This window comes from Ruegeria sp. ABV3_008, assembly GCF_056161185.1.
The window spans coordinates 205379-224105 of record NZ_JBSWYP010000003.1 but is presented as its reverse complement, the minus strand read 5'-3'; the positions used below and the strand labels follow the sequence as shown (position 1 = coordinate 224105).

Here is an 18727-nt window from a genome sequence, read left to right as displayed (position 1 = left end):
GCGATTTCGCTGGATCAAGCTATCTTTGGCATTGCGCACAATAGAAGGATGAGCGACCAGACTGGGTGATTCTCTTGATTTCGGCACCGCAGCCCTGGGTTCGGCAGGGTTCTCCTTCTCGGCCATAGACATCAAAGCTGTGCTGAAAATATCCAAGTTCTCCATCGGCTTGACGGAAATCTTTCAGTGACGATCCCCCTGCCTCGATCGCGTCCTGCAACACCTGCCGAATGATCGGCACAAGGGCTGCGACACGCGCCGTAGAAATCTGTCCGGCCTTGCGACGTGGCGACACCTTGCCGCGATAAAGCGCCTCGCAAACGTAAATATTCCCCAACCCGGCAACGATTCCCTGATCCAGAAGCGCCGATTTGACCGGCGTGTTCTTGCCCTTGAACGCGTCAATCAGGTGCTGTTCGTGAAAATCATTGCCCAACGGCTCCGGCCCCAGAACGGACAGCAGTTTGTGGTCTTCTGCGGTTGCTGTTGGCAGTAAATCCATGGCCCCGAACCGGCGCGGATCATTGAACGTCACGCGGGCACCATTGGCCATGTGGAACACGACATGGTCATGCTTTTCGGGCATTGGATGGTCGTGGACGAACTGCCCCAGCGGGTCACCTGATACCGTCATGCGCCCCGACATGCCCAAGTGAATCAACAGTGTTTCGCCACTGTTGAGATCTGCCAGAATGTATTTCGAGCGCCGCCTCAACCGATCCACCCGCTGACCCGTCAATCTCTCGGCCATACGTTCCGGAAAAGGCCAGCGCAGATCGGGACGGTTCACATCGGCACGCTCGATCACCACCCCCTCCATCGCAGGGGTCAGGCCGCGTCTTACTGTCTCGACCTCGGGCAATTCGGGCATTAGATGGCTCCTATTCCAAAGGGCCGCATTGTGCCCGCCTCTGATGGCCCTATAACAGAGGCGAAATTCGACAAACGGCAAGGCAAATGTCCGACAACAGCGACAAGACGACTCATTTCGGGTTCGAAACCGTGCGCGAGGCCGACAAGGCCGGGCGCGTACAGGGCGTTTTCAACTCGGTGGCCTCGAAATACGACGTGATGAATGATGTCATGTCGATGGGCATCCACCGGGTCTGGAAAGACGCAATGATGGACTGGCTTGCTCCGCGCCCCGGTCAGCGCCTGCTGGACGTCGCCGGCGGCACCGGAGACATCTCGTTCCGCTTTCTCAAACGCGCAGGCTATGGTCACGCCACCGTTCTTGACCTGACCGAACCAATGCTGGTCGAAGGCCGTCAGCGGGCTGAAGCCGACCAGATGTCTGATAGCCTGAACTGGGTCGTCGGCGATGCGATGTCCCTGCCGTTCGAGGACAACACCTTCGACGTCTATACGATCTCCTTCGGCATTCGGAACGTCACCCGCCCGCAAGAGGCGCTGAACGAGGCCTACCGCGTGTTGAAACCCGGCGGCCGCCTGATGGTGCTGGAATTCAGCCAATTGCCAAATGACGGGCTGCAAAAACTCTATGACCTCTACAGCTTCAACGTCATCCCACGCATGGGCAAGCTGATCGCCAATGACTACGACAGCTACCAGTACCTCGTGGAATCGATCCGCAAGTTCCCCGATCAGGAGACATTCCTGGGCATGGTTCGCACTGCCGGTTTTGAGAACGCCAAATACCGCAACCTGAGCATGGGAATCGCCGCGCTGCATTCCGGCTGGAAGATCTAAATGCGCGGCCCTCACAACATCATACGCCTGATCCGCACAGGCGCCACGCTAGAGCGCACAGGCGCGATGAATGTCGTGCTTGACGCGTTCGAAGCCCCCCGCGCGGTCCGCTTTGTCGCCCACGCGCTCGGCAAACCGTTTCAATGGCTTGGGTACAAGGGCGACCCCGAGATGCCCCCTGCCACACGCGCCCTGACGGCGCTGGGTCCGGCGTACATCAAGTTTGGACAGGTCCTTTCGACCCGCCCCGACGTGGTTGGCGACGAACTGGCCGAGCAACTGCGCGTGTTGCAGGATAAGCTGCCGCCTTTCCCGAAGGCCGAGGCCATGGCCGAGGTCGAGAAGGAGCTGGGCCAGGCGATCTCGGAAATGTTCAGCGAGTTCAGCGAACCGATCGCTGCGGCCTCGATCGCTCAGGTTCATAAGGCCAAGCTGACCAGCACAGGCGAGGACGTCGCTGTTAAAGTCCTGCGCCCAGGCATCGAGCGCGCCTTCCGCAAGGATGTCGACGCGTTCTATTTCGCCGCCCGCATGGTACAACTCTGCGCCCCAGGCGCGCGTCGGTTGCGTCCGATGGAAGTGATCGAACATTTCGATGGCGTGGTTCGGGGTGAACTGGACTTGCGTCTGGAAAGCTCGGCAGCCTCGGAATATGCCGCCAACACCAAGGATGATGCCGGGTTCTGGTTACCTCCGGTCGTGTGGTCTCTGTCCGCGCGCCGGGTGATGACGCTCAGCTGGGCGGATGGCATCCCGCTTGGCGACAATGACGCTCTGGACGCCGCGGGCCATAACCGCCGCGATCTGGGTGAGCGAGTCTTGCGCCTGTTCCTGCTGCACGCCTTGCGCGACGGCTATTTCCACGCTGACATGCACCAGGGCAACCTGAAGGTCGCCGCCAACGGCGATATCATCGCCTATGACTACGGCATCATGGGCCATATCGACGAATACACCCGCCGGGTCTATGCCGAGATTCTGTTTGGCTTCATCCGTCGCGACTATAAACGCGTGGCCGAGGTGCATTTCGAGGCCGGATACGTCCCTGCCAATCAAGACGTCGACGAATTCGCCCGTGCCCTGCGCGCCGTGGGCGAGCCCATCTTCGGCATGGACGCCACCCATATCTCGATGGGTCGCCTACTGAACTACCTGTTCGAAGTCACCGAACGCTTCGGCATGGAAACCCGGACCGAGCTGATCCTGCTGCAGCGTACCATGGTTGTGGTCGAAGGCGTCGCCCGCTCACTCGATCCGCATATCAATATATGGGAGGTCGCGCGTCCGGTCGTCGAGGATTACATCAAGAAATCCATCGGCCCCCGCGCTGCGCTCCGCGACTTTGGCAAAACCGCTTTGGTTCTGGCTCGGTTCGGCCCACGCCTGCCCGCGCTGGTGGAAGACGCCCTGATCGCGCAAACGCAAAAAGACGATCAGACCAACTCCCGCCTGTGGTCCAAAGCCCTTCCCGCCACGCTCGGAGCCGTGGCAGGCGCTGCTTTGGTCCTGTTGCTAACAGCGCTCAGATAGGCGCAATCCGCCTGCTTCATCTGGCTGAAAATATCCTCGGGGGGAATCGCGCCCAGCGGCGCGATGGGGGCAGACAGCCCCCCGCCAACATCTGCAATCAGAGAAGCTCAAAGGCAATGGCGATTCCCTGGCCGCCACCGATACACATGGTCACCAGACCTTTAGAGCCGCCGGTGCGTTCAAGCTCATACAAAGCCTTCAACGTGATGATCGCTCCGGTTGCACCAACGGGGTGGCCCAGCGCGATGGCACCGCCATTCGGGTTCACCTTGGCCGCGTCCAGACCCAGCTCCTTATTCACGGCCAGCGCCTGCGAGGCAAACGCCTCGTTGCTTTCAATCACGTCGAAATCTTCAACCGACAGACCAGTGCGCGCCAGCAGGTTCTGGACCGCCGGAACCGGACCAATACCCATCACCTCGGGGCGGACGCCGGCGTGGCCGTAACCCAGAATACGCGCTTTCGGCTTCAGACCAGCCTTCTCGGCCGCGTCTGCCGTGGCCAGAACCATCGCCGCCGCACCATCATTGATGCCAGAGGCGTTGCCCGCCGTCACCCGGCCGTCCTTCTTGAACGCCGGACGCAGACCCGCCAGCGCCTCAATCGAGGTCGCCTTGGGATGCTCATCGACCATGAAGTCGATCATGTCGCGCTTGACCTTGACCTGAACCGGCGCGATCTGGCTTTGGAAATATCCGGCCTCAATGGCCGCCGCGGCACGGGTTTGGCTGGTTAGAGCAAACTCATCCATCTGCTCGCGTGTGACCTGATGCTCATCGGCGACGTTCTCAGCCGTCACACCCATATGACCGGTGCCAAAGGGGCAGTTCAACGCGCCAAGCATCATGTCGAGCGACTTGATATCGCCCATCTTGGCACCCCAGCGCGCCTGCTGCAGGATGTAGGGGCTGCGCGACATGCTCTCAGCCCCACCAGCCACAGCAAAGTCGGCATCACCCAGCATCAGCGACTGTACCGCCGACACAATTGCCTGCGCCCCCGATCCACACAGGCGGTTCACGTTCATAGCGGGAGTTTCGACCGGGATACCTGCTTGTTTGGCCGCCGCACGCGACAGATACATGTCGCGCGGTTCGGTGTTGATCACATGACCAAACACAACATTGCCAATCTGGCCGCCTTCGACGCCCGATTTCTCCATCGCGGCTTCGGTCACAACGGTCGCCAGGTCAATCGGCGCGGTCGAGGCCAGAGCGCCCCCAAACGTTCCAACAGCCGTACGGGCCCCATCCAGAATGACGATATCTTTCATGTCTCTTCTCCTCTTGGATTTGGCGGCACTATTACGCCCAGTTGGCGCGTTGTCCTATACGACGTACCGTCACAAGCAGAATTGACAACCCACCGTGAAAAGCGCATCAGATTCCGTCATGACGGAAAACACAGACGATATCCTGACCCTTCTGCCTGCCCGCCTGAAAGAGGCGCGTCGCGCCAAGGGCCTGTCGCTGGAAGCTGTTGCCAATCTCAGCGGCGTGTCCCGCTCGATGGTCAGTCAGATCGAACGGGGCGAAAGCAGCCCGACCATCTCGACCCTGTGGAACCTGACGCGGGCCTTGCAGGTGGATTTCGCAGGGCTGCTAGAAGAGACCAAAACCTCGGACCAAATCGAGGTTCTGCGCCAGGCCGAAGTGCCTAGCATCGACAACATGGGCACGAACTGCCGCATCAGTATTCTGTCCCCCCCGGAAGAGGCCGGAGGGCACGAGGTCTACGACATCCGCTTTGACCACGACGGCACTCTGAACAGCCAGCCGCATTCCCGCGGCACACGCGAACAGTTGACGGTTCTGGAAGGTGCGGTACGCGTCACCTCGGGCACTGCGATCTCTGAAATGCAACAGGGCGACACCGCCCGATATGCAGCTGATGTGACCCATTCCATTGCCTCGAAAGGCCCCGCGCGGGTTTTTCTGATCGTCAAGAACGCCTAAAGCGTTTTGCGTTTTACCTGAGGTAAGACCATCGAAATGCGCGTTCGACCGCAGGGAGAAGCAGCGTATTTCGTTTCAAATCAAACGCAAAACGATACACATTCCGCCTTCACGGAAATTTTTCCCGTATAGTGTAATTCTCCTATTTGGGAATTGTATCCGTTATGTTAGACATCCGACTCAGATGAACGGAGGTCGCCATGGCAGATGCATTCCTGTCCCATATCACGGACACCCTCGCGCAGATCGAAACCGAAGGTCTGTATAAACGCGAACGCATGATTACATCGCCTCAGGGCGGTGAGATCACGGTGGGCGACAAGCAGGTCATCAACCTTTGCGCCAACAACTATCTGGGTCTTGCAGATCATCCCGCGCTGATCGAAGCGGCCACAACAGCGATGGGGCCCAAAGGGTTCGGCATGGCCTCGGTCCGGTTTATCTGCGGCACGCAGGACATCCATCGTGAGCTGGAACAGAAGCTGGCCGAGTTCCTGAAGAAGGATGACTCGATCCTGTTCGCCGCCTGTTTCGACGCGAACGGGGGGCTATTCGAACCCCTTCTCGGCCCCGAAGACGCCATTATCTCGGACAGTCTGAACCACGCCTCGATCATTGACGGGGTTCGGTTGTGCAAAGCCAGGCGCTATCGCTATCTGAACAACGACATGAACGACCTCGAAGCCTGGCTCAAGCAAGCGCGTGAGGACGGGGCGCGGCACATCATGATCGCGACCGACGGCGTGTTTTCAATGGATGGCTACCTCGCCAACCTTCCGAAAATCCGTGAGCTGGCCGATAAATACGACGCCATCGTCATGGTCGATGACTGCCACGCCACGGGCTTCATGGGACCGAACGGCGCGGGCACGCCGGATCATTTCGGTGTTGATGTCGACATCCTGACGGGAACCTTGGGTAAGGCACTTGGGGGGGCAATCGGCGGCTATATCGCCGGACCGCAGCCAGTGATCGACCTGCTGCGGCAGCGGGCGCGGCCCTATCTGTTCTCGAACTCGCTGCCGCCCTCCATCGTCGCCGCCGGGATTGAGGCTATCCGTCTAGTTCAACAGGGCGACATGCTGCGCGCGCAGCTGTTCGGCAACGCCAAATACTGGCGGGCGGGGCTGGAAAAGCTGGGCTTTGACCTTCTGCCAGGTGAACATCCGATCATTCCCGTCATGCTGGGCGACGCGACTTTGGCGCAGGATATGGCGGCTCGGTTGTTTGACGAAGGTGTCTATGTATCGGGCTTCTTCTTTCCTGTGGTCCCGCGCGGGCAGGCCCGGATCAGAACCCAGATGAACGCCGCACTGACACGGCAGGAGCTTGACCAGGCGCTTGCCGCTTTTGAGAAAGTCGGCAAAGAGCTTGGGGTCATCAAATGACCCTTACCTCTGTCATCGACGCTATTGGCAACACCCCTCTAGTGGACTTGTCGCGCATCTGCCAGCAGCTTCAGCTGGACGGTCGCATTCTGGCCAAGCTGGATTATCTGTTGCCCGGCTTCTCGAAAAAAGACCGCGCGGCAAAATCCATCATCGAAATGGCCCGCGCCGACGGAACGCTTGCGCCGGGCCAAACTGTTGTCGAGCTGACCTCGGGCAATATGGGAACCGGTCTGGCGATTGTCTGCGGAGTCATGGGCCATCCTTTTGTCGCGGTGATGAGCGCCGGAAACTCGGTCGAGCGTGCGCGCATGATGCGGGCGCTGGGGGCTGAGGTGATCATCGTGCCTCAGGCCCCTGGCAGCAAGTCAGGTGAAGTTTCGGGCGCTGATCTGGCGCTGGTGGATGAGGCGGCGCAGAAGGTCACAGTGGAGCGCGGCGCGTTTCGCGCGGATCAGTTTGGTCACTCCGGTAACCCAAAAGCGCATTCAACCGGCACCGGGCCGGAAATCTGGGACCAGTCAGGCGGCGCTGTCACGGCCTTCTGCGACTTTGCCGGATCAGGTGGTACCTTGGCCGGAGCAGCCGCGTTTTTCGCGCCGCGTGGCGTGCGATGTTACGCCATCGAACCCGAAGGCGCACGGGCCTTGGCTGGTGAGGTCGTCAACATGCCCGACCATCCGATACAGGGCGGCGGCTATGCCATGGCTGACCTGACCCATATGAACGGCGTCCCCCTCGCCGGGCACCTTTCAGTATCAGGCAATGCGGCCCGAGATTGCGCCCGGCTGCTCGCACGCAGCGAAGGAATCTTTGCCGGATACTCAGCCGGCGCGAACCTAGCTGGTGCGATCGATCTGCTGCGCGGCCCGGAACATGGCGGCTGCGTAGCGATCGTCATTTGCGACAGCGGCCTGAAATACCTGTCCACCGATTTATGGGAGTAGTTCAATGCGTCCCAATACAATGAAAGCACTGGAAAAAACCGAACCTAAGGAAGGCCTGTGGATGATCCAAGCGCAGGTGCCCGAGATCGGCCCGGATGAGGTGCTGATCCGGATCAACAAGACCGGCATCTGCGGGACCGACATTCATATCTGGAACTGGGATGATTGGGCTGCGGCAACCGTTCCCGTTCCGATGATCACCGGCCATGAATTCGCCGGTGAGATCGTTGAGATCGGCCGCAACGTAACCGGGCTTGAGATCGGGCAGCGCTGCTCGGGCGAGGGGCACCTGATCGGAACGGACAGCCGACAGAGCCGCGCGGGCAAGTTCCACCTCGACCCCGGAACGCGCGGCATAGGCGTCAACGAACAAGGCGCGTTTGCGCAATATCTGAAACTACCAGCCTTCAATGTCGTCCCCCTGCCCGACGACGTGCCAGACGAAATCGGAGCCATTCTTGACCCGTTGGGAAACGCCGTTCACACCGCGCTCAGCTTTGATCTGCTGGGCGAGGATGTTTTGATCACGGGCGCTGGGCCGATTGGCATCATGGCCGCCGCCGTTGCTCGCCACGCAGGTGCCCGCAATGTGGTCATCACCGACATCAACCCTGACCGCCTGAAACTGGCCGAACACGTGGTGCCAACGGTCCGCACAGTCAACGTCGCCAAAGAGGACCTGCAGGATGTTATCGCCGAGCTGGGATTGAAGGAAGGTTTCGACGTGGGGCTGGAAATGTCCGGCTCACAAATCGCACTGGACCAGATGGTCGAGGCGCTGGTGATGGGGGGAAAGATCGCTCTGCTGGGTATTCCGCCAGGCAAATCCCCGGTCGATTGGTCCCGCATCGTGTTCAAGGCCATCACCATCAAGGGCGTCTACGGGCGCGAGATGTTCGAGACCTGGTACAAGATGATCGCCATGCTGCAAAACGGTCTGGATGTCAGCCGCGTGATCACCCACCAGATGAAGGTCGACGATTTTGCCGAAGGGTTTGCCGCCATGAAATCCGGCCAATCCGGCAAGGTGGTTCTCGACTGGACCTGACCCTCTGGCGCTGCGTGGGCTGACCCCTTACACATCGGGGAACCTCAGGCGTTTGGAGGAGCAAATGAGCGACACTGACAGGTATCTGGAACGAGGGATCGAAGACTCTCTGGTCACCGATTTCGCCGAGACCCATCGCAAAAGCTATGGCGATTTTCTGCAACTCAAGACGCTGCTGAACCTGCAGAAGACGTTTCAGGACCCCGCCCAGCCCGATGAGATGTTGTTCATCATCATCCATCAGGTCAGTGAGCTGTGGCTGAAACTGATGCACCATCAACTGGTCGAGGTGCGCCGCTTCCTGCAGGAGGACGCGTTTGGTCCCGCGATGAAAAACCTGGACCGCATCAAAGCCATCCAACATCAGCTGATCGCGGCCTGGGAAACCCTGCTGACCATGACGCCCGCCGACTACATGACCTTTCGCAACGCTTTGGGCAGTTCCTCCGGGTTCCAAAGCTATGGCTACCGCCAGATCGAGTTCATTCTGGGCAACAAGGACCCCTCGACCCTGAAGGTTCACGCCCATGATCCCGAAGTGATGGAAATGCTGAACGCGGCCCTCACCAAGCCTTCGCTTTATGACGAGGTGCTGCACATGCTGGCCCGCCAGGGCTTCGACGTGCCGAAAGACCTGCTGGAGCGGGACTATGCGCAACCCTACTCCGGCGATCCTCGGGTGGTCAAAATCTGGGTTCAGGTCTTTCGCGACACCGAAAAACACTGGGAGCTTTATGCGCTGGCAGAGAAGCTGATGGATGTGGAATGCCTGTTCCAACGGTGGCGGTTCGATCATGCGACCGCCGTTGAACGTGTCATCGGGATGCAGCCGGGAACAGGAGGCTCAAGCGGCGTCGGCTTCTTACGCAAAGCATTGGAATTGCGCTTCTTCCACGATTTGTATGATATGCGCACAGAACTGATCTATGCGGGGGATTGATGCTGTATCGCGGGTTTTCACAGGCTGAACTGGAACAGGAATATTCGCCGAGATCAATGATCGGCGGTGACTTGGCACCTTACATTGCCAGCTATAGCGCCCTCAGTGCGCAGGCACGGGGCAGTCTAACGGTTCAGGAAAATCTGACCTATGGCGCAGGCTCGGCACAGGTTCTGGATTATTTCCCAGCAGCCGAGGCAGGCGCGCCGTTGCATGTGTTTATCCATGGCGGCTATTGGCAGGCCCTTAGCCAGCGCGAGTCCGCCATGATGGCACCGGCGCTGATTGAAGCGGGTCAGGCTTTCGCAACATTGAACTATACTCTGGCCCCTGATGCCCGTATCGCGGACATGATCGATGAGTGCCGCGATGCGCTGTTATGGCTGGCGTCGCGGGCCGAGGCCCTGGGGTTTGACCCCAGCAGGATCACCTTGTCAGGGCACAGCGCCGGAGCGCAACTGGCCAGCATGGTTATGGCGCAATCTGCAAACGCGCTGGCCCGCGCCGGGTTGCGGGTGCGTGACGTGATCCTGATCAGCGGTGTTTACGATCTGGAGCCGATCAGCCTGACCTCGGTCAACGATCCGTTGCAACTGACCCCGGTTGAGGTCAACGACCTGTCCCCTATCCGTCACGTACCCCGACCCGGACCGCGCTACCACGTGACCGTGGCCGAGAGGGACACACCGGAATTCATCCGCCAAAGCCGCGATTACGCCGAGCACCTGCGCAAGGCCGGACACTCTGTCAGCTTCGATCTGAAAAAGGGGATGCAGCATTTCGACATCATCATGCATCCCGGGACGTTCACAGCTTCAAAGCAGTCGGGAACGTCCTAGTCTTCGCGATGCACGGGGTTGGCCACTGTCAATTCGCACTCGGGTCCTTGATGCCAATCCGTATGTTCAGGGATGACCGGGCCCAAGGGGATTGCACCCCGTCAGTTTCGCCAATCACGTCCGTACGCACCTGATCAAACATCTGCTCAAGGGTCAGACCTCGGGTCCCGATCGCACGCGCAATGGCTGCTGTGTAAGGACTGTTGGCTCCAGTCCCATCCAGTGCGACGTCGCCGGGTCCGGTGGCATAGGCGATCAGGTTGTTGGTGCGGGCTGTCATACGCGCAAGCCCGTCGCCGACATCCAGTGCACCGTCCGTTTCACTGCCAAAAGGATTGTCGCGGCAAGCGTCCAGAATCATTAAACTCACGGCCTGAGGCGTGTGAATGCGATCCAGAACCCACTCGGCCGGGACAGCCTGATCCGCAATATCGGCTTCGGACTGAATGTTCACGCCCAGGGGAAGAAGATAGTTGAACTCATCACTGCGCACGCCGTGCCCGGCAAAATAGAACACTGCCAAAGCCTCGGACCCCGCTGCGCGCACGGTGCTGGCAAAAGCTTCGACCTCCTGCTCCATCTCTGCGCGGCTTGCATCCGTCAGTGTCGTGACCGCAAATCCTGCACCGCGCAGCTCTTCGCTCATCAAGCGCGCGTCGTTCACAGGGTTGTCGAGGGCCGGGACAGTTGTGTACCCAGCATTCCCGATCACGAGGGCAAACCGTTCATGTGCCAATGCGGGCCCGGCGATCAGGGTGATGACAAAGCAGAGTGCTGTAAAAATACGTGTCAAATCTATCTCCAAATCCGGTCGAACGAGAAAAGCAGGTCTCTTCGTTTGGCCCTTAAGTGCTGCGGGTCCGTTCAATCCCGACCAACAGTAAATCAAGACCGGGCCTCGAAAGTCCATATACGAACTTGTTAAAGCCCCCTGCATAGCTTGAATGTAACGAGGAACACGTTGAACCAAAAAATAGACGTAGATCGCGATGTGCCAAAAAAAACAGCGGCCCAAGTCGAGCCGCTGTTTTCAAACTTACGTGCAGAACCGGATCAGTCCAGCGTGCGGGTGACTTCTTCGCGCTCGAAGATTTCGATCACGTCGCCTGCGCGGATATCGTCGTAGTTCTCGAACGCCATACCGCATTCCTGACCCGACTGAACCTCGGCCACTTCGTCCTTGAAGCGCTTCAGCGTCTTCAGCGTGCCTTCGTGGATCACCACGTTGTCGCGCAGCAGACGGACGCCTGCGGAGCGGCGGGCAACGCCTTCGGTGACCAGACAGCCAGCAACCTTGCCGACGCCAGTGACCTTGAAGACTTCGCGGATCTCGGCGTAACCGATGAACTTCTCGCGGATCTCGGCGCTCAGCAGGCCGGAGGCAGCCGCTTTCACGTCATCCACGAGGTCATAGATCACCGAATAGTAGCGGATCTCGACACCTTTTTGGTTCGCAGTGTTCCGGGCCGATGCGTTGGCACGGACGTTGAACCCGAAGATCGGTGCGCCGGAGGCTTCTGCCAGACCGACATCCGTTTCGGTAATCGCACCCACACCAGAGTGCAGAACACGCACGCGTACCTCGTCGTTGCCGATCTTTTCCATCGCCTGAACGATGGCTTCGGCCGAACCTTGTACGTCCGCCTTCATCAGAATCGGCAGCTCGGTGACGTTTTCGTCTTCCTTAGCCTTCTGCATCAGCTGTTCAAGGGTGGTCGCGGCACCGGCGGCGGCGCGTTTGTCCTTGGCGGCTTGCTCACGATAGGCGGCAATCTCACGGGCCTGAGCTTCGGTCTCAGTCACGTTCAGAACGTCGCCCGCTTCGGGTGTGCCGTTCAGACCCAGAACCTCAACCGGGACCGAGGGTCCGGCCTCTTTCACGCGGTCGCCCTTGTCGTTGATCAGCGCACGGACCTTACCGTATTGCTCACCCACAACGAAGATATCGCCCTGACGCAGCGTGCCGTTCTGAACCAGAACGGTGGCCACGGGGCCGCGACCCACATCCAGCTGCGCCTCGATCACAGCGCCTTGGGCGGCGCGGTCGGGGTTGGCTTTCAGTTCCAGAATTTCGGCCTGCAGTGCGATGGCTTCCAGCAGTTCGTCCAGACCTTGACCGGTGATGGCGGAGACTTCGACGTCCTGAACATCACCCGACATTTTCTCGACGATCACTTCATGCTGCAGCAGATCGGTCCGCACCTTGTCCGGGTTTGCATCTGGCTTGTCGACCTTGTTGATCGCCACGATCATCGGCACTCCGGCCGCTTTGGCGTGGTTGATCGCCTCGATGGTCTGCGGCATCACGGCGTCGTCAGCCGCAACAACCAGAACCACGATATCCGTGACCTGAGCACCGCGCGAACGCATCGACGTAAACGCCGCGTGGCCTGGAGTATCGAGGAATGTCAGCGTGGTGCCGCCATCGGTTTTCACCTGATAGGCGCCGATGTGCTGGGTGATGCCACCGGCCTCACCTGCCACAACGCGCGCGTCGCGGATTGCATCCAGCAGCGAGGTCTTACCGTGGTCAACGTGACCCATGATGGTGATGACCGGCGGACGAGGCTGCAGATCGTCTTCGCTGTCTTCGACCTCTTTGATGACGTCTTCAACATCCGAATCGGAGACACGAGTGACCTTGTGGCCAAATTCTTCGATGATCAGTTCCGCAGTGTCAGCGTCGATAGTCTGGTTCTGAGTAACCATCATGCCCATCTGCATCAGCGATTTGACAACATCAGCCACACGCTCGGCCATACGGTTGGCGAGCTCAGAGACCATGATGGCCTCGGGCAGCTGAACGTCACGGATGACCTTTTCGCGTTCGACCGAACCGCCCATGGCTTTCTGGCGCGCACGCTCTTGCTTACGCTTCATCGCGGCCATCGAGCGTTGGCGGTTACCTTCGCCACCAGTGGCCTGACCCAGTGTCAGCTTGCCCGAACGGCGATTGTCGTCTCGGCCTTTGCCACGACCACGCTGTTCACGCTCACGATCCTGTTTGCGCGGAGCAGCCGCAGGTGCAGGCTTGCTGGCCGGGCTACGGGCCGCTTTGGGCTCTTCCGGGGCCGGGGCGGCAGCCGCGCGTTTGGCAGCTTCCTCCGCCTCTTGGCGCTTGCGCTCTTCTTCTTCGGCCTTGGCGCGGGCTTTCTCTTCGGCCTCACGCTGTTCGCGTTCCTTGGCCTCTTGTTCCGCACGGCGACGGGTGCGTTCTTCTTCACGCGCCTTTTCAGCTGCCTCACGGGCGGCGGCCTCTTCGACCTCGCGCGCTTTGGCGGCCTGCAATGCCTTCATCCGGCGGGCCATTTCCGCGTCGGAGATCCCGGCAGGACGGCGCGACGGATCACCCGAGGGCGTTGCTCCGCCACCCGGCTTTCCGGCACCCGGCTTGGGGACCACCACGCGTTTGCGTTTGGTTTCCACCACGACATTCTTGGTGCGTCCGTGGCTGAAACTCTGTTTCACATTTCCGGGGCGCGCCCCGCCACGAAGACCCAATGTCTTTTTGCCGTCATTATCGCTCATAAAGCTTCTTACCCTTCCGCGCGGCCCCTGCCGCCGTCATCCGTTTCGCGCAAGCCACGCAGGCGCTGCGCTTCCTCTACAACACGTTTGGCGAGTCCGCCAGAGGCCAGCGCCGCATGAATCACGGTTTGGCGCCCAAATGCCGCCCCTAACTCGTCCGCCGTGAGCCAACCGATGTATTTTCCGAAGTGCGGCGTGCTGAGTTTCGACTTACCGCGCCCCGATCCATCGCTGGCCTGAATCAGTACCTGAGCCTCTTCCCGGTCCAGCCACGTCTTGACCTTTTCATATCCGGCGACCGCATCGCCGGACTTGCGCGCCAAGCTGAGAAGCTCAACCACACGACGCGCGACCTGTTTTTCGACCTCATCGGCCAGGTCCGCTTGAGCCGAGACCTGCGCCTTGAACCCGCGCGAGAACAGCTTTTTGCTGACCGCCTTATCCAAGGCTGCGCGATCTGCCGCCACATAGACCCCGCGCCCCGGCAATTTCGCCGCGACATCGGGATAGACCTGACCATCCGGCCCCGTCACAAAGCGGATCAACCCGTATTTGGGCTGAACTTCGCCCGTGGCGATGCACTTGCGCTCAGGTCCGTCGGACCGATCCTTATGGACGCCACCGCGACCCATCTCAGCCACCCGAGGCCCTGAGATCAGGCCTCGGCCTCCTCTTCGGCTTCAACGTCTTCTTCTGCCTGCTCCAGCTCGGCCGGATCAACCCAGCCCAACATGATACGAGCAGTCATGACCAGATCCTGCGCCTCTTCCAGCGTTACGCCGAACGGCTCAAGCACACCGTCATCCTTGATACGCTCACCATCGACCGTGGTCCAGCCACCGGCCAGTTCCCAGTCGGCACAGGTTGCAAAGTCTTCCAGAGTCTTCACATCATCCTTGGCCAGCGCTTCTACCATCTGGGGTGTCAGGCCTTCGAATTCAATAAGGCTGTCCTCGGCACCCAGAGCGCGTGCGGCATCCAGCGCGGCCTTGGCCTGCGCCTCAAGGAAATCGCGGGCACGCGCCTGCAGTTCCTGCGCGGTGCCTTCGTCGACGCCGTCGATGACAAGCAGTTCGTCCAGCTCAACATAGGCAACTTCTTCGAGGTTGGTGAAGCCTTCGGAAACCAGCAGCTGCGCGAAGAACTCGTCCAGATCCAAGCTGTCCATGAACAACTGGGTGCGGGCTTCGAATTCTTTCTGACGACGCGCCGATTCCTCGGCCTCGGTCATGATGTCGATGTCTAGGTTGGTCAGCTGGCTGGCCAGACGCACGTTCTGACCACGGCGACCGATGGCGAGGGACAGCTGTTCTTCAGGAACAACAACTTCGATCTTACCGGCTTCTTCATCCAGAACCACCTTGGAAACCTCGGCAGGCTGCAGAGCGTTCACAAGGAAAGTTGGCTGATCTTCGTTCCACGGAATGATGTCGATCTTTTCGCCCTGCAGCTCGTTCACAACGGCCTGCACGCGGCTACCGCGCATACCAACGCAGGCGCCCACAGGGTCAATCGAGCCATCATACGAGATTACGGCGATCTTGGCGCGCGAGCCGGGGTCACGGGCTACGGCCTTGACCTCGATGATGCCATCATAGATTTCCGGCACTTCCATTTTGAACAGCTCGGCCATGAATTCCGGCGCGGTGCGCGACAGGAAGATCTGGTGGCCACGAACCTCGCGGCGAACCTCTTTGATATAGGCGCGCACACGGTCATTCGGGCGATAGCTTTCGCGGCCGATCTTGTCATTGCGGCGCAGAACAGCCTCGGCACCGCCCAGATCGACGATGACGTTGCCGAATTCTTCACGCTTGACCGCACCGTTGATAATAGTGCCCGCACGATCCTTGAATTCTTCGTACTGACGGTCACGCTCGGCTTCGCGAACCTTCTGTAGGATCACCTGCTTGGCAGACTGAGCAGCAATACGGCCCATTTCAACTGGAGGAACTTCCTCAACAAAGACGTCGCCAACCTCGGGCGATTCCATGTATTGGCGCGCCTGCTCGACGGTCATCTCAGCCTGGTAGTTTTCCAGTTCTTCTTCCTCGACCACGGTGCGGACGCGGGTAAAAGTCGCCTTGCCGGTCTTGCGGTCGATCGACACGCGGATGTCCATTTCGGCGCCGTAACGGCTCTTGGCAGCACGAGCAAGCGATTCCTCCATCGCTTCGACAACCAGACCGGGGTCGATCATCTTTTCGCGGGCCACGGCCTCGGCGGTCTGCAGCAGCTCCAGCTGGTTGGCTGAGGTGATTGCCATCAGTTCGTCTCCTCTTCGGACCCTTCGGTCTCAATCTCGTCGAAAGCGTTTTCGTTCAGGGCACCGGCGTCTTTGCGCTGGCGCAACATTTCCTTGATCAGATCATCGGTCAGGACCAGCTTGGCGTCGCTCAGCCAGTCGAATTGCAGGCCGATGGTGATCGTCTCAGCCCCTTCGGGGATGTTGATCAGAACCTCATCCCCTTCGATCCCGGCCAGTTCGCCTTTGAAACGGCGGCGGCCGTCGATCAGCTCGGCAGTTTCGATCTTCGCCTCATACCCTTCGAAATTCTCAAAGTCCTTGAGACGGGTCAGAGGGCGGTCGATACCGGGGCTGGAGACCTCAAGCGTATAGGCATCGAGGATCGGATCCTCGACATCCAGTGTGGCGCTGACTGCGTTGGAAATCTCGGCGCAGTCATCCACTTCGATACCGCCATCGGGCTTGTCAGCCATGATCTGCAACGTGGTCTGCTTGCCGCTCATCAAACGGACGCGGACGAGTTCATACCCCAGATCCTCAATCACGGGGGTGATGATCTCGGCCAGTCGCTGGTCAATGGCCGCTTTGGCTATCAGGTCGTTTGTCATCAGGTTCTCTACCCTATCGATCGGGCACAAAAAAACGGGCGCGCGGCCCGTCGAATTTTCCGGTGGAGCCTTGGACCAGAAGTCCAACGCGCCGCTGTTGCAACTGCATATACGCAGGAGTTCCCGAGTCTGCAACCCCCGGCGCAATTCGTGATCGGATTTACGCCAACCACCACCGTTCAGCGATGCGACCATCATCCAGCGTCGCTTTGCCGATCTGCCGCGGCATCCCGACCTGAGCCGCCACAGCCAGCGCCATATCCGATTCGCTGGGGTAGTAGCGCAGCCCCCGTTGGGACTTAAGTTCGCCCCTTTCGGGCAGGGCGGCAATGTCCACATACCCGTCGCGTAAAGCTTCGGCCCGAACACGCGCATCGGGGATCACGATGATTTCGACCGTATCGACCCAACCGGCCTGCCCGTCCTTGTAGTGCCCGGCAACTTTGCGGCCCAGGAAATGACGCCCATCCTCGGCCCGCTCGACCCGGTAGCATCCGGTCCCGTTGGCCGCGTGTAAAGGCGTCACCGCCTGCCCATCGCGCGCTACGACAAAGCGGCTGTCGGCCAGCAGGAAAGGAAGACCGGGATTGGCCTCGGCCAGTTCCAGCCGCACGTGATCAGCAGCCAGGGCCTCGGCCTGACCAAGTTCGGCCAGCACGGCCACAATATCATCAGCGTGCAGCGCCGTTCCATTGTGGAACGAGACGTCTTGGCGCAGATCAAATCGCCAGATGCGCGCATTGTCTTCGGTCTGCCACCCAATCGCCAACTCTCCGCGCAATGTGCCATCCGGTGCAATCTCGGTCAGGGTGTCGAACACGGCCCCACGGGCCAACTGCTCCAAACTGTCATCGCGCGGAACTGCCAGCCGCAGCGCGCCACCTTTCTTCGGAGTATCGGCCAAAGACGCGCCCGTGGCCGCCAGCAGCGCTGCGGCGGCACCCGAGGCAAACAGGGCACGGCGGTCCATCCGGGTCATGCCACCCCCTCGGCCACGCGGTCCATGATGCGGACCAGCTCGGCACTTATTCCAGGTTCCGACAGGGCGTGGCCTGCATGCCGAACCATCTTCAGTTCGGCATTGGGCCAGCGCTCGGCCAGCGACCACGCCGCCTGAGGCGGGCAGATCATGTCGTAGCGCCCCTGCACGATATGTCCGGGGATATGCGCGATGCGATCCATCTGATCCAGAATCTGCCCATCCTTCTGCAGAAAGGCATTGTTGGTGAAATAGTGATTCTCGAGCCGCGCAAAGGCCCGCGCGTATTCACCGGGGCTTTCGCCGGTCGATCCGTTGGAATGGATCGACGCTAGGGCGTTCTCCCACGCGGACCAAGCGCGCCCATACAGGACCTCGGTCGCCCGGTCGCCCGAGAACAGGCGTTTGTTGTAGGCCGCAATCGTGTCCGACAGCTCTTCCTCGGACAGCAGGGCAGTAAATTTTGCCCACTGCTCGGGCCAGAACTTGCCCGCGCCGCCGCCGTAGAACCAATCCAGCTCGGCCTGTGTGGCCAGAAACACCCCGCGAAGAACCAGACGGCTAACGCGATCCGGATGCGCCTGCGCGTAGATCAGCGCCAGAGTCGCGCCCCAGCTACCGCCAAACACGGTCCATTCGTCGATATCCAGCAGCGACCGCAGCCGCTCGATATCCTCGACAAGATGCCACGTCGTGTTGTCCTCGACCGAGGCATGAGGCCGAGATTTCCCGCATCCGCGCTGATCGAACAGAATCACCCGGAACACGCGTGGATCAAAGTACCGCCGCATTGCAGGGCTGCAGCCACCGCCCGGCCCCCCATGCAGCACAACCACCGGCACCCCGTCGGGATTGCCGCTTTGCTCCATATAAATCTGGTGCCCATCGCCCACACTGACCAACCGCTGATCAAAAGGATCGATCGGCGGGTAGAGATATTGCACTGCGCGCTTTTGGTCCGGGTACTTGTCCATTATGGCCCTATATAGTCCTTAAGACGTAAAAGA

17 protein-coding genes are annotated in these 18727 nt (G+C 60.0%); 8 read left to right on the top strand and 9 right to left on the bottom strand.

Features of this window, described 5'->3' with window-relative positions; all coding sequences use genetic code 11:
- Window positions 1–19 precede the first annotated feature (19 nt).
- On the bottom strand, window positions 20–871 hold the full coding sequence (gene mutM / locus ACXAH8_RS07705; RefSeq protein WP_475217315.1) for a bifunctional DNA-formamidopyrimidine glycosylase/DNA-(apurinic or apyrimidinic site) lyase: 852 nt from the start codon (window positions 869–871) through the stop codon (window positions 20–22).
- Window positions 872–957: 86 nt separating this feature from the next.
- On the opposite strand from mutM, the gene ubiE reads away from it, so the two are divergent.
- Window positions 958–1710 carry a bifunctional demethylmenaquinone methyltransferase/2-methoxy-6-polyprenyl-1,4-benzoquinol methylase UbiE gene (gene ubiE, locus ACXAH8_RS07700; protein ID WP_170463041.1) on the top strand — a complete coding sequence of 251 codons (753 nt, stop codon included), beginning with the start codon at window positions 958–960 and terminating at the stop codon, window positions 1708–1710.
- On the top strand, window positions 1711–3240 hold the full coding sequence (gene ubiB, locus ACXAH8_RS07695; protein WP_475217314.1) for a 2-polyprenylphenol 6-hydroxylase: 1530 nt from the start codon (window positions 1711–1713) through the stop codon (window positions 3238–3240).
- 97 nt (window positions 3241–3337) lie between these two features.
- On the opposite strand, the gene ACXAH8_RS07690 is transcribed toward ubiB, so the two are convergent.
- Window positions 3338–4513 carry an acetyl-CoA C-acyltransferase family protein gene (locus ACXAH8_RS07690; RefSeq protein ID WP_475217312.1) on the bottom strand — a complete coding sequence of 392 codons (1176 nt, stop codon included), beginning with the start codon at window positions 4511–4513 and terminating at the stop codon, window positions 3338–3340.
- A gap of 118 nt (window positions 4514–4631) precedes the next feature.
- Here ACXAH8_RS07690 and ACXAH8_RS07685 point away from each other — a divergent pair, with 118 nt between their 5' ends.
- The 6 genes from ACXAH8_RS07685 (at window position 4632) to ACXAH8_RS07660 (ending at window position 10357) form a co-directional block, all read left to right on the top strand.
- Window positions 4632–5195: a helix-turn-helix domain-containing protein gene (locus ACXAH8_RS07685; RefSeq protein ID WP_475217565.1), complete on the top strand. Its 564-nt coding sequence runs from the start codon at window positions 4632–4634 to the stop codon at window positions 5193–5195.
- Window positions 5196–5395: 200 nt separating this feature from the next.
- Window positions 5396–6583, top strand: a complete 1188-nt coding sequence (locus tag ACXAH8_RS07680; protein ID WP_475217311.1) for a glycine C-acetyltransferase — start codon at window positions 5396–5398, stop codon at window positions 6581–6583.
- Complete coding sequence (locus ACXAH8_RS07675) at window positions 6580–7530, top strand: PLP-dependent cysteine synthase family protein (RefSeq protein WP_475217309.1); 951 nt, start codon at window positions 6580–6582, stop codon at window positions 7528–7530. Before ACXAH8_RS07680 ends, ACXAH8_RS07675 begins: the two co-directional genes overlap by 4 nt.
- A gap of 19 nt (window positions 7531–7549) precedes the next feature.
- Complete coding sequence (tdh, locus tag ACXAH8_RS07670) at window positions 7550–8578, top strand: L-threonine 3-dehydrogenase (protein WP_475217563.1); 1029 nt, start codon at window positions 7550–7552, stop codon at window positions 8576–8578.
- A gap of 64 nt (window positions 8579–8642) precedes the next feature.
- On the top strand, window positions 8643–9518 hold the full coding sequence (locus ACXAH8_RS07665) for a tryptophan 2,3-dioxygenase (protein ID WP_475217307.1): 876 nt from the start codon (window positions 8643–8645) through the stop codon (window positions 9516–9518).
- A gap of 56 nt (window positions 9519–9574) precedes the next feature.
- Window positions 9575–10357, top strand: coding sequence for an alpha/beta hydrolase (locus ACXAH8_RS07660; RefSeq protein WP_475217306.1), 783 nt, complete (start codon window positions 9575–9577; stop codon window positions 10355–10357).
- 28 nt (window positions 10358–10385) lie between these two features.
- Here ACXAH8_RS07660 and ACXAH8_RS07655 read toward each other — a convergent pair whose 3' ends face one another.
- From ACXAH8_RS07655 to pip, 7 genes are all read right to left on the bottom strand, one after another.
- Window positions 10386–11150 (bottom strand): caspase family protein, encoded by a 765-nt coding sequence (locus ACXAH8_RS07655; protein WP_475217305.1) that lies wholly within the window; start codon window positions 11148–11150, stop codon window positions 10386–10388.
- 260 nt (window positions 11151–11410) lie between these two features.
- Window positions 11411–13885 carry a translation initiation factor IF-2 gene (infB, locus tag ACXAH8_RS07650; RefSeq protein ID WP_475217303.1) on the bottom strand — a complete coding sequence of 825 codons (2475 nt, stop codon included), beginning with the start codon at window positions 13883–13885 and terminating at the stop codon, window positions 11411–11413.
- 8 nt (window positions 13886–13893) lie between these two features.
- The gene (locus tag ACXAH8_RS07645) at window positions 13894–14517 is read right to left on the bottom strand and encodes an RNA-binding protein (RefSeq protein WP_425084209.1); all 624 of its coding nucleotides are present in this window, start codon (window positions 14515–14517) and stop codon (window positions 13894–13896) included.
- Window positions 14518–14540: 23 nt separating this feature from the next.
- Window positions 14541–16151, bottom strand: a complete 1611-nt coding sequence (gene nusA / locus ACXAH8_RS07640; protein ID WP_170463030.1) for a transcription termination factor NusA — start codon at window positions 16149–16151, stop codon at window positions 14541–14543.
- The gene (gene rimP / locus ACXAH8_RS07635; RefSeq protein ID WP_475217301.1) at window positions 16151–16741 is read right to left on the bottom strand and encodes a ribosome maturation factor RimP; all 591 of its coding nucleotides are present in this window, start codon (window positions 16739–16741) and stop codon (window positions 16151–16153) included. Before rimP ends, nusA begins: the two co-directional genes overlap by 1 nt.
- A gap of 160 nt (window positions 16742–16901) precedes the next feature.
- The gene (locus ACXAH8_RS07630) at window positions 16902–17720 is read right to left on the bottom strand and encodes an ABC transporter substrate-binding protein (RefSeq protein ID WP_475217300.1); all 819 of its coding nucleotides are present in this window, start codon (window positions 17718–17720) and stop codon (window positions 16902–16904) included.
- Window positions 17717–18694: a prolyl aminopeptidase gene (gene pip, locus ACXAH8_RS07625; protein WP_170470976.1), complete on the bottom strand. Its 978-nt coding sequence runs from the start codon at window positions 18692–18694 to the stop codon at window positions 17717–17719. Before pip ends, ACXAH8_RS07630 begins: the two co-directional genes overlap by 4 nt.
- Between the last annotated feature and the right edge of the window lie 33 nt (window positions 18695–18727).